The organism is Levilactobacillus humaensis (assembly GCF_024345185.1).
GTDB lineage: Bacteria > Bacillota > Bacilli > Lactobacillales > Lactobacillaceae > Levilactobacillus > Levilactobacillus humaensis.
In genome coordinates this window covers 19,143-30,104 of sequence record NZ_BROB01000028.1, presented here as the reverse complement: position 1 = coordinate 30,104, position 10,962 = coordinate 19,143, and the positions used below count along the sequence as shown (strand labels likewise).

Genomic DNA, 10,962 nt, shown 5'->3' with positions numbered 1-10,962 from the left:
TCACCTAATCAATACTCAAGGTTCTTCACTGTAAATCGTTGATTTAATAACGTTCCTATTGACAAGCCGTAGAAAAAAGTTAGGCCACAATGACCTAACTTCATCGATTAATCTTCGGTTGGAAAGTGGGCAATCACCTGGTAAATGGGCCCCTTAGCCGAAAACTTTTGTTCATATTCAGTTTGAATATCCTCAACACCATCGGTGGCGGCGTGAAGATCTAACCAAACGCCATCGAAAATCATGGGATAGTTGTTGAGGCTCCACAAGGAGTATTCGAAGAGGCCACGGTTGTCGGTCTTGAACTGAATCTGACCGTCTTGAGCCAAGACGTCCGCATAATGAGCCAGAAAGACCGGCGACGTCAACCGACGCTTAGCGTGACGTGACTTGGGCCAGGGATCGGAGAAGTTGAGGTAAATGTTTGAAACCTCACCCTTGGCGAAGAAGGTATTGATCGCCTCGCCATCCGTCCGTACCATTTGAATGTTCGTCAGTTCGCTGGCAACAACCTTCTTCAAGGCAGCTGCAATAACTGACATCTGGATCTCAATCCCGATAAAATTACGGTCGGGGTGTTGTCGGGCCATTTCAACAATGAATTGGCCCTTTCCCGTTCCGATTTCAACACTCAATGGTTGATCCTTAGGGAAGCGACTCTGCCAGTTACCCATCAGTGCTTCTGGCGTTTCCACCATTTGGTCGGGGTGATCGGCCAAATAATCCTTCGCCCATGGTTTGTTACGTACACGCATCGTATATCCTCCTTTAATGACAACGGCGGGCGCAAGGTTTATCCTCGCTCCCGCCAAAAACTCAGTCTGTGACCGCCTCTCGGGTCAATCGTTCGAGTAAAATTAAATGTTGGTTCATGATTTGGAATCGTTGTTGGTGATAGCTTTCCGCAATGACGGTCAAGCAATGAACTCTAGCGTACCAGTTCACCCGAGCCGTTAAGTCCGGGGTCACGCGCTCGCCATAATCCTGTAACCAACGCTGCCACTCCTCGACGGGCACATACTCACAGAGTAGAGCACCGAGGTCCAGCGCTGGATCGGCAAAGGTTGCCGCGTCCCAGTCCACCAGGTAAAGGCGACTGCGGTCGGACAACAACCAATTCTTATGATTTAAATCACCATGACAAACTTCATAACGGGTCTTGGGCAGCTGTGGCTGTTCACTCTGCAGGGCGGCAAATGCCGACTGGATTAACGGATGACGCCGTAAATCCGAAGCCAGCGCCGGTTGCAAGCGCGTCAGTAGCTGGGCGGGCGTGGTGAAACGTCCGCCGACTTTTAATAACATATCATGTAATAAATGGGAATGATGAACGCGGTGTAATAACCGTGCCACGCGTTGCTCGCGCATTTCCTCACGATGTAACGTTCGGCCATTCAACCATTCCTGAGCGGTCATGACATCCCCAGATGCCAAGCGTTTCGTCCATACTAACCGCGGTGTAATCCCTTCCATGGAGAGTGCAGCCAGAAATGGTGATGCATTCTGTTTTAGAAACACTTTTTGTGAGGCCTTCGTTCCCATATACGCCGTGCCGGTATTACCGCCCAGCGGATACAAGCTCCAGCCGTCACTGATGTCCAGTGCCATGTCCACCCCTCCTCGATTTGTCAGCTATTATTAATTCTATTGGGAAATCGAGGCCGCGTCAAGCCCTATTTTCAGCCGAACGCTTCAAACGTTGCGGTGTATAGATCCGTGCCAGATACCAAACTTCGAGCGCTTCGACAATCAGAGTCACTACCGCTGGCAAGAGTTGTTGGTTGGCCAGAACCACCACGATCCACAGCAGAACTGCGGTCACACTAAGAATCAGCGTCATCAGCGTCACAAAACTCTTCAATCGTTGGGCTGCAGCGACCGGATAGACGTGGGTAAAGACAATATCATCGTATTGATGGAAAAACGGCAAGAGTTGAAAGCCGATCAAGTAGATGAAGAGTGCCGCGAGAATCACCGGCAACCATTCCCCTCGGATAAAGTACAGCAACAGCATACCAATCACCGTCAGACGGACAATCAGCCCACTGAATTCAGTGCCCCGCGCCATCCCCCGACTGAACAGATACAGATAGGTCTGCTCATGAGTTGGCTTGATCAGATGGAAAATCCCATCGAGATAACGGCGGCGCTTAATGGTTCCGGATAACATGGGAACCTCAGTAAACATGTTGAAGAACCGGTAAATTCCCAACATCCGATTATCCTCAATCTTAATCTGTTCACGCCAACGAATCTGTTGCGTTTGCCAATGTTGCTGGAACCAAACGGCTACCGCAATATCAGCCACAATCGCCAGGATCACCGCCACAAGTGGCGTGATCCACAGCCCACAGGCGAGAACAAGCAGACTCAGGGCCCATTTGATGGGCCAACGATTCATCCGCGCCTGCCCCGTCACCTGATAGGCACTGGCGAGGTCCATCCGCAGTAAGGCATCCTTTAAGGCCACCTGAGCAACCAGCAGAAGGAGTACGGGCGTCACAGACCAGCCTAAGGTCACCGCTAAGAATGGTGACAAAAGGAAGATGGCAATGACCTGAGTGGCCTGTGCAATCACCTGGCTGTAGCGTCGAGCAGCGACCAGGTAGGCATGCATGGCCCGTTCCTTTGGTAACAGGAAAACGCGATCAGCATCCTCAATGAGGGTCGCCAACCGCCCGATCTGGGCCACAATGGTCAACACCAGTAAGGCCACCAACGGCGCCCACCACTCATGTCCATGGAGTTGTTTCAGCACATTTGAGTAGCCCAGTCCTAAACCTCCGAGGAAGAATAGTAGGGCAAAAACAAAGAAGTCATTGAAAACCAACCGCAGGTACTTGGCCATTTCCCGGAGATGGCGCTGCAGTCGGGTCTTGAATAAACCGGTCATGAGCGATCAACCTTCGTCATCGAAAGGTAGATATCGTTCAGTGATTCCCCCGCTTCCGGAAGAGCGGCTTGTAATTCGCTGAGCGTCCCTTCAGTCTTCACTTGACCGTCGTGGAGCAACACGAAGCGATCACAGTACCGCTGGGCGGTATCCAAGACGTGGGTAGACATCAAGATGCTAGCCCCTTGGCGCTTACGTTCCTCAATCAAATTTAACAGGTCATTGACGGCCAACGGGTCAAGCCCTAAGAAGGGTTCGTCAATGATGAAGAGCTTGGCTGGAGTCAAAAAGGCACAGACAATCATGACCTTTTGCTTCATCCCCTTGGAAAAGTTCGCGGGAAACCAGTCCAGCTTATTATCTAAACGGAACGTCTTCAAAAGTTTGTGGGCCGTGGCCCAAGCCTTTTCATGGTCCAAATCATAGGCCATCATGGTGACCTCAAGGTGTTCTCTCAGGGTCAGTTCCTGATACAGAACTGGGGTCTCTGGAATATAGGCAATCTGCTGTTTGTAAGCCTGACTGTCCTGATCAATGGTCACCCCATTCAGGGTAATCGTCCCCTGGTGAGGCGTTAACAGGCCAATGACATGGTTAATCGTGGTGGACTTCCCGGCACCATTTAATCCGATCAATCCCACCAATTCGCCGTCCTTAACATCAAAACTAATATCTTTTAAGACGGGAATTTGGGAGTAGCCTCCCACAACATGGCTGACTTCTAAAGCCATAAACATCCCTTCATTTCTTCATAATTTAACCGCACCATTATACCATAGGCGGCCCGACAAACGAACGGTTGGGGTGAAACAGCAGTGATTGCTGGTGTATAATGAAAGAACTACAGTGAAAGAAGGAGATTTAATGGCGACTATGACGTTAGAACCACATTACGATGACGATTGTGTTTTTTGCAAGATCTTAAAGGGCGACATTCCCAGTTATACCGTTTATGAGGATAACATTGTGAAGGCCTTTCTGGACATCTCCCAAGGCACCCCAGGCCACACGCTGGTCATCCCTAAGACCCACGTTCAGGACATCTTTGCCTATGATGAAGACCTTGCCGCCGCAGTCTTCACTCGGATTCCCAAGATTGCTCGCGCCATCAAGGCTGCCGATCCCACTATTTTAGGGATGAACATCGTCAACAACAATGGTGAAGTGGCTTACCAGTCCGTCCTCCATTCTCACTTCCATCTGATTCCGCGCTACACGGATCACGATGACTTCAAGATGATTTTCAAGGATAACGCGGCGAACTTCACCCCAGCTTCATACGGTGTCATTCAAGCTAAAATTAAGGAACAATTGGAGGATTAACCATGGGAATTAGCCGATTCATTGGCGGTCTCACCCTCGCCACCGGTGTTGGTTTGGCCGCTTACCTTACCTTAACCAAACAAGACCCAATCACCTGGGCTAAACACCTGAAAGACCAAGCTCAGCATACCGCTACCAAGGTTAGCGAAGCGCAGAGTGCTCAGGAACGCCTCACTCAGAGCGTTCAAAAGCTCGGAGCAGCCGTCGACGCCAGCACCCCTGCTCTAGAAGATATTCAAAAGGACATCGAGAAGTTTCAATTCAAGATTGCCCCCCGGGTCGCGGTGATTCAAGAAACCTTGGATCGTTGGGAACAGGACTAAATTTGAACTTTTTGTAAAGCTTCTCGTACCTTTTTGGGTTTGCGTTTTTTTGTGTTATGATGTCTGAGTATGGTGTTTACACCAATCTTGATGAATGGATGTGTTGAGCAATATGAAGAAATGGTTAATCGCCCTCGCTGGTGTGTTACTGACTGTAACGCTTGCTGGTTGTGGGAACCAAACCGTTGCCACTACTAGTGGTGGTAAGGTCACAGAAAGTGCTTACTACAGCAGTCTTAAAGGGACTTCTTCTGGTAAGCAAGTTCTGCAACAAATGATCTTAAACAAGGTCTTGGAAAAGCAATACGGTGACAAGGTTAAGAAGTCCCAAGTTACCAAGCAATTCAACCAATACAAGGCACAATATGGCTCATCCTTTAAGAGCGTTCTTTCCCAAAGTGGGATGACGGAATCCAGCTTAAAGACTGAAATCCGTTCGAACTTACTCTTGAAGCAAGCCGTAAAGGACAACGTTAAGGTAACTGATGCGCAACTCAAGAAGCAATTCAAGAGCTACGAACCAGAAGTTACAGTTGCTCACATCTTGGTTTCCAAGAAGTCGACCGCTAACACCGTTATCGACAAGTTGAAGAGCACGAAGAAGAGCGACTTGACTAGCGAATTTACAACGTTAGCTAAGAAGTACTCCACTGATACTGCTACCAAGAACAAGGGTGGTAAGTTAAGTGCCTTCGATAGCACCGACACCTCTTTGGACTCAACCTTCAAGAAGGCTGCCTTCAAGCTGAACACGAACGAATACACAGCTACTCCTGTTAAGACGCAATACGGTTACCATGTTATCTTGATGTTGAAGAACCCTGGTAAGGGTACCATCAAGGAACACAAGGCCGAATTGACGAAGCAAATCATCGACAATGACATGAATGATTCAACTATTCTGCATAACGTCGTTGCTAAGGTCTTAAAGAAGGGTGACGTTTCTATCAAGGACAAGGATATGAAGAACATCCTGGCTGACTACTTGTCATCAAGTTCCAGCACTTCGACGACTTCATCATCTTCATCTAAGTAATCGTCACAACTTAAAAGACATCCGATTTCGAAATGAAATCGGATGTCTTTTTTTCGTCGCTATTTAAATGCGCCCTATTCTTCGGGCTTGTCCGTTGATGGCCGGTAGAACCGCCGCCCATCCATGGCAAAGACCCGTTCGGAAAATTCGCCGGGCTCAGTGTGTTCCACCACGGTGTCTAGCATCATGATTGAGGCATCGAGTTCATCGAGTTGATGTAAGACGTCCGCCTCACGCAAGGCTGGTCGCACAGGTGACCCGTACTCCAGCAAACCATGGTGGCTGAGAATCATGTGCCGCAGGAGTAACACGTCTTCGGCCTGTGGATCCAGCTTCAGTGGATCGCAAGCACGAACCAATTCGCCATCGATCAACACGATGTGCCCGATCAGATTCCCTGCCAACGTATAGACCGTTGACTTGGGGCCCGACAGTTCAATGGTCTTCCCCAAATCATGCAGGATAGCGCCGGCATACAACAGAGGCCCATTGAGATCCGGGTACTGGTTAACAACCGAATGCGCTAACTTCAGGATGGAGATGGTGTGAAACGCCAGTCCACCCTTGAAGGCATGGTGATTACTCTTCGCCGCCGGAAACGTAAAGAACTGTTCCTGATATTCGCCGAGGAGCTTGCGAACCAATCGATTCCAAGTTGGTTGCGTGATTTCAAAAATCGTTTGGTTGATGTAGTCTTCCATTTCTTTACGCATCATCGGTGCCTGTTCAATAAAGGCTTCCGGATCGGTGGGTTCACCCGTCTTGCTGAGTCGCAGATGGAAAATCTTAATTTGGGGATGGGTCTGATAGTTCTCCCGCTTCCCTTGCAGATGGACCACACGTCCGGCGACGTAGTTAGCGACGTCTTCATCCGAAGCATCCCAGTATTTACCGGAGATTTCACCAGAACGATCTTCAAACACAATGGCAATGTACTGTTTCCCATTCTTGGCCGTCCGCACGTCGGCTGACTTCAGAAGAACGAATAAGTCAACCGCCTCGTCGACGGCATAGTCCATCAATTGTTTGGCTGCTGCCATAATACCCCTCCTAGTCTACTAATTGGCTAATCTGTTGTTCGGCGACGTCAGTGGTAATGGCGGTATCGGCCGTCATCAGAATCACTTGGGTGTCGTGACTAATCTCATCGAGTAACCGATAAGCCTGGTGACGCCGTTGTGCATCAAAGTTCACTAACCCATCATCAATGACTACTGGCATCTGAACCTGTTGGGTCATCACGATGGCAAAGGCCAACTTGACGGCAAAGTCGAGTTGTTCTGCGGTTCCCCGTGACAACTGACTCACCGTCCGCCACTCACCGTCGCGCCGGCGAACACGTAACGTTGTTTCCGTTAACTCAATTTCAGTATACCGGTTTTCGGTTAATTTACCATAAAATTCACTAGCTTTGGTGACAATCTGCGGTAACCGATCACTGGAAGCCGCGGCCAAGGCAGCCGCAATCCACTGACTCGCTAGCCGATCGACCAGCCAGCGCCGAGTCGTCGCAATCATCCGGGTTTCCAAATCGGCTAGTTTCTGCCGCAAGGCTGCCTGGGTCCCGCTCGACGTTAACTGGTCAATCTGACCGGCCAAGGTGGCCAAGCGTTCATTCCCCTTATCTATTTGCGCTTGCGTCGCCGCCAATTGCTGGCGGTCCTGCTCAAAGGTGGCCTGTAACGTCGCCTCATCCGCCACACCTTGAAGAACCGCTAAATCAGCCTCGCCCAACTGATGGGCCAGATCGGCTCGCCGTTGCTGCCGCTGATCGCGTTCCTGAACCGTTCGATACTGCTGATAGAAGGCTTGCGAATCTGTCACATTACGCGTCTGGAGAAAGGTTGTCACTGCTGCGGTAGCTTGTGCCAGTATTGTGTGATCGCGTTTAACCCGTTCACTTAGCGCACTGAGATCGCTGTCCCGCGTAGCCAACCGCTGTTGTTGGCGTTGTAGATCCAACAACTGATCGACTTGATCTTGCAAGTCGTGATCAGCCAGTTCAGGCAAAATCGCCCCGACGTTTTTTTGAAAATCCGTTACCGTCTGCTGCGCCGCCTGAAGATCCGTGGTGACGGCTTCCAATTGCCGTGTCAGCCGTTCCCACTCCGCAATTGCCCCTTGCGCCGTGGCCCATTCCTCCAGAGGGACATCGGCCATACCATGACTCTCACCAATCGCATCCAGCCGATTCGTCAACTCGGTCGTGGCACTCGTCCCTTCACGGAGTTGCGCCTGCAAGTCACGAATCTCGGCCTCCAGCTCGTCGGTTTGCTGCGTCGCGGGCGTCCCACTAGACACAATAAAGGCCCCATAATACCCGACGGCTACTCCGACCAGGGCGCCACCTAATTTCAAAAAGGCTGAAGGTAAAAATAGCGAGCCAATCAGGACAATTAGCCCGGCGGCTAGCCAGCCAACCTGCTTATCCGCCAAAGGATTACGCTGTTGTTGCCGTGTCGGTTGCTGTTGCCGGAATTGTTCATTCAAGTCATTTAAATTCTGCTGGAGTCGCCGCCGTTTCTGGTTCGCCGTGGTCAGCTCCTGTCGCAACTGGGTGACCTCTTGAAGCGTCGCCAATGAGAAAGCCCGCGGCATCTGTCCTTGATGAGCGTACTGTCGTTCCAGACTTTCTGCGCGATTCTGAAAATCGGCCTGCTGAGAACCTTCTTGCTCGACCGTATGCGCCGCCACCAAGGTATCTGGAATAGTTGCCAAGGTTGGTGCCAGCCGATCGGCCATTTCTAAATAATGCTGAAATAAGGGCGTCAATTGAGCCGCTTGGCGTTGGGTCGTCAATTCTTGTTGATCGTGGGTCAGGCTTTCTTGGGTCACCTGTTGCTGATTAACCAGACGTTCCAAAGTCGCCGCATCCTGCGGTGCAAAGCCCGTTGCCACCGGATCATTGGCCGTTGCTAAGGCTGTCCATTGCTGATAAATGGGCCATTTGGCTAGGCGTTGTTCACCAGTCGTCACCCGCTGTCGTTCTACCTGAAGCGTCTGCCGTAACGTGGCCTGCTCTTGGGTCAGCTGTCGACGTTGATCGAGTAGCTCCCAATACTTGGGGTAAGCCGCGTTAGCCCGATCCAACTTGGCTCGTAGCTCACGATACGCCAGTAACCAACGGTTCAGTTCGGGATTTCTACCCTGTGGCTTGTAACGAGCATTAGCCGCCTCATCCAATTGACTGGCTTGCGCTAGCCAGAAGTCGCTCCCCACCGCACCCACCTGCCGCAGGTGATCCACCAGTTCCTGTTTCGAGGTTGCAAAGACTGCGGCCAATCGGGGTTCATTGATGGCATAGACCTGCTGGAAAAGTGTCGCATCCATAGGCGCCAACAGATGTGGCAGACTCGTTGCGGGCAGTTTGAGGTCACTGGTCACATTATGTAAGGTTACTTTTCCCCCGCGAGGACCATCCACCCGTGTCACCAGGTAGTCTTGGCCCCCTTGTGTAAATGAAATCTCACCACCAAAACGGCTACCATCCAGGGGTTCATACCGCAGGGTAGGATGTTTCTTCGTGGGAAACCCAAAGAGAATGGCACTAATGAATTGCGTCAGCGTCGACTTTCCGGCCTCATTGGCCCCTAAGAAAACGGTGAGTCCTGGACGTAGGTCAAAGGTTCGATCATGAAACTGACCAAACCCATAAATTGTTAATCGGTTAAGACGCATGATCATCCTCCTCTCCCGCCAAGGCGGCTAATAGCTTTGCGGCCTCTTCTCGAAGTGCCGGGGCGGTCGTCGGGTCCGTAAACCAATCGGCCAAAGCCGGTTCCTGGGCTAATTTGCCAAATAAATCCTGTAAATTTTCCGAGGTGAAAACTTGGTCCGCGCCAGTTGTCCAGTACCGCGTGTCCAACTGCGGCGTCTCGGTGGTGGCAACAGGCGATTCCCAACGCAAGGCCACAGCGACTCGCTGCGCGGCTTGCATCGCGCGAAGATACGTTCGCTGAAATAAAGCGAGCCAATCCCCGCTGGTCACCTGCGCCTGGTCGGCAGCTGACAATGGTCCTGATAGCGCTAAGGTCGGCACGACCAGTTCGGGCGTCGTGGCGGGATCCTGTGTTAGCCAAGCGGCCAGCTGATCGCCAATCTCAGCCAAGGTCGGCGTTGGGGTCGCAATGGTTAACGTCGGATTGGTCCACACTAGGGCGGACGTCGAAAAGAACTCTGGCACCAACCGGTGGTCCTGACTAGTTACCAGGTAGGCTCCCCGTTCGCCAGTCTCTGTGCGATCGCGTCCCTGGGTATTTCCAGCATACAAGATTGGTGGATTTTCATTTAGGAACTGGCGTTGGTGAATGTGACCGAGTGCCCAGTAATCGTAACGTTTAGCCAACAGTTCTGCCACCGTAAATGGGGCATAGTGATCGCCACTACCGGTGGCCACGGCTCCATGCAACATCCCCAGATGCCAATCGGTCGCCGCATGTTCTGGAAACGTCGCCAGCGGATCATGGGCCACCCACCGTTGGTCGTAGCTAAAGCCACTGATGGCAACCGTCTGCCCATCTCGTAATTTCAGTGTCACCGTCGTTACCTGTGGTCCAAGGACCGTAACATTGTCCGGATAGGCAATCGACATATGGCGATCGGCTAAAAAATCATGATTCCCAAATCCCAAAATGACGGGGATCTGTGCCTGAGCCAACCGATCGAACTGCTCAATCAGGTAGGCCTGAGCGGCAACACTCTGTTCCGCCCGATCAAAGAGATCACCAGCCAAGAGAACAAAGTCCACCTGTTCGGCCAATGCCCGGTCAAAGACTCGAGTGGCCGCGGTAAAGGTGGATTCCCGAATCTGCGTCAACAGTGACGTGGGCAGATCCTGTAATCCCAGAAAAGGACTGTCTAAATGAAGATCCGCCGCGTGAATAAATTTCATATTGTCTGCTCCCTCTCCAAACGGCTGGTAAAAAAAATCGTCGGCACCGACCCTCCAAAGTGAGTGGTTGCGCCGACGATCTTGTCCTTAGCCCTTGTAGATATCTTGAATAGGCTCCGTAATAGTCTTGTTTAACTCAGTTAACAGGTCATTTAAGCCCCGTTCTTTTTCCATCAAAGCCTTGATGGCATCCTTCTTGGACACGCGTCCCGCAACTTCTTGGACATGTTTCATTTCGTCCTCGGTTGGTTGTTGACCCGTCATCTGTTTCTGTTGTAAGTTCAATTGAACTTGTTCAAATTCCTTAAACAGTTGGAAGGTTTCTTCGTCCGCCTTCATTGTTGCAAAAGCAGCCTTTAAATCCTTAAATTCTTGCGTATCTTGCAAAACTTGAGCAGTCTTTTCGCCCAGGGTGTGCATGTCGTCAGCCATGAATGTTTCCTCCTCGATGGGCCGTGGCCCGCATTAGGTAATAACCATTAACTATTGTACCATG

Annotated in this window: 11 protein-coding genes; 3 read left to right on the top strand and 8 right to left on the bottom strand. The window is 51.0% G+C overall.

Features of this window, described 5'->3' with window-relative positions:
* Positions 1-107: 107 nt before the first annotated feature.
* The 4 genes from trmB to OCU14_RS09075 form a co-directional block, all read right to left on the bottom strand.
* Complete coding sequence (gene trmB / locus OCU14_RS09090) at positions 108-755, bottom strand: tRNA (guanosine(46)-N7)-methyltransferase TrmB (RefSeq protein ID WP_261810763.1); 648 nt, start codon at positions 753-755, stop codon at positions 108-110.
* A 61-nt stretch (positions 756-816) separates the two neighbouring features.
* The gene (locus OCU14_RS09085) at positions 817-1,608 is read right to left on the bottom strand and encodes a phosphotransferase family protein (protein ID WP_261810762.1); all 792 of its coding nucleotides are present in this window, start codon (positions 1,606-1,608) and stop codon (positions 817-819) included.
* A 58-nt stretch (positions 1,609-1,666) separates the two neighbouring features.
* Complete coding sequence (locus OCU14_RS09080) at positions 1,667-2,893, bottom strand: ABC transporter permease (RefSeq protein WP_261810761.1); 1,227 nt, start codon at positions 2,891-2,893, stop codon at positions 1,667-1,669.
* Positions 2,890-3,624 carry an ABC transporter ATP-binding protein gene (locus tag OCU14_RS09075; protein WP_125545265.1) on the bottom strand — a complete coding sequence of 245 codons (735 nt, stop codon included), beginning with the start codon at positions 3,622-3,624 and terminating at the stop codon, positions 2,890-2,892. Before OCU14_RS09075 ends, OCU14_RS09080 begins: the two co-directional genes overlap by 4 nt.
* A 133-nt stretch (positions 3,625-3,757) precedes the next feature.
* Between OCU14_RS09075 and OCU14_RS09070 the strand changes: the two genes are divergently transcribed.
* The 3 genes from OCU14_RS09070 (at position 3,758) to OCU14_RS09060 (ending at position 5,575) form a co-directional block, all read left to right on the top strand.
* Positions 3,758-4,216, top strand: a complete 459-nt coding sequence (locus OCU14_RS09070; protein ID WP_373875083.1) for an HIT family protein — start codon at positions 3,758-3,760, stop codon at positions 4,214-4,216.
* Between the two features lie 2 nt (positions 4,217-4,218).
* Positions 4,219-4,539: a hypothetical protein gene (locus OCU14_RS09065; RefSeq protein WP_261810760.1), complete on the top strand. Its 321-nt coding sequence runs from the start codon at positions 4,219-4,221 to the stop codon at positions 4,537-4,539.
* 112 nt (positions 4,540-4,651) lie between these two features.
* Positions 4,652-5,575: a peptidylprolyl isomerase PrsA gene (locus OCU14_RS09060; protein ID WP_261810759.1), complete on the top strand. Its 924-nt coding sequence runs from the start codon at positions 4,652-4,654 to the stop codon at positions 5,573-5,575.
* A gap of 74 nt (positions 5,576-5,649) precedes the next feature.
* On the opposite strand, the gene OCU14_RS09055 is transcribed toward OCU14_RS09060, so the two are convergent.
* From OCU14_RS09055 to OCU14_RS09040, 4 genes are all read right to left on the bottom strand, one after another.
* On the bottom strand, positions 5,650-6,615 hold the full coding sequence (locus OCU14_RS09055) for a 3'-5' exoribonuclease YhaM family protein (protein WP_261810758.1): 966 nt from the start codon (positions 6,613-6,615) through the stop codon (positions 5,650-5,652).
* Positions 6,616-6,625: 10 nt separating this feature from the next.
* Positions 6,626-9,253 (bottom strand): ATP-binding protein, encoded by a 2,628-nt coding sequence (locus OCU14_RS09050; protein ID WP_261810757.1) that lies wholly within the window; start codon positions 9,251-9,253, stop codon positions 6,626-6,628.
* Positions 9,243-10,466: a metallophosphoesterase family protein gene (locus tag OCU14_RS09045; RefSeq protein ID WP_261810756.1), complete on the bottom strand. Its 1,224-nt coding sequence runs from the start codon at positions 10,464-10,466 to the stop codon at positions 9,243-9,245. Before OCU14_RS09045 ends, OCU14_RS09050 begins: the two co-directional genes overlap by 11 nt.
* Before the next feature lie 87 nt (positions 10,467-10,553).
* Positions 10,554-10,898, bottom strand: coding sequence for a YlbF family regulator (locus OCU14_RS09040; protein WP_057879115.1), 345 nt, complete (start codon positions 10,896-10,898; stop codon positions 10,554-10,556).
* Positions 10,899-10,962 lie beyond the last annotated feature (64 nt).

Coding starts and splice junctions, on each gene's coding strand:
- OCU14_RS09050 (WP_261810757.1), bottom strand. CDS start 9,253: ATGCGTCTTAACCGATTAACAATTTATGGGTTTGGTCAGTTTCATGAT.
- OCU14_RS09055 (WP_261810758.1), bottom strand. CDS start 6,615: ATGGCAGCAGCCAAACAATTGATGGACTATGCCGTCGACGAGGCGGTT.
- OCU14_RS09065 (WP_261810760.1), top strand. CDS start 4,219: ATGGGAATTAGCCGATTCATTGGCGGTCTCACCCTCGCCACCGGTGTT.
- trmB (WP_261810763.1), bottom strand. CDS start 755: ATGCGTGTACGTAACAAACCATGGGCGAAGGATTATTTGGCCGATCAC.
- OCU14_RS09040 (WP_057879115.1), bottom strand. CDS start 10,898: ATGGCTGACGACATGCACACCCTGGGCGAAAAGACTGCTCAAGTTTTG.
- OCU14_RS09070 (WP_373875083.1), top strand. CDS start 3,758: ATGGCGACTATGACGTTAGAACCACATTACGATGACGATTGTGTTTTT.
- OCU14_RS09080 (WP_261810761.1), bottom strand. CDS start 2,893: ATGACCGGTTTATTCAAGACCCGACTGCAGCGCCATCTCCGGGAAATG.
- OCU14_RS09060 (WP_261810759.1), top strand. CDS start 4,652: ATGAAGAAATGGTTAATCGCCCTCGCTGGTGTGTTACTGACTGTAACG.
- OCU14_RS09085 (WP_261810762.1), bottom strand. CDS start 1,608: ATGGCACTGGACATCAGTGACGGCTGGAGCTTGTATCCGCTGGGCGGT.
- OCU14_RS09045 (WP_261810756.1), bottom strand. CDS start 10,466: ATGAAATTTATTCACGCGGCGGATCTTCATTTAGACAGTCCTTTTCTG.
- OCU14_RS09075 (WP_125545265.1), bottom strand. CDS start 3,624: ATGGCTTTAGAAGTCAGCCATGTTGTGGGAGGCTACTCCCAAATTCCC.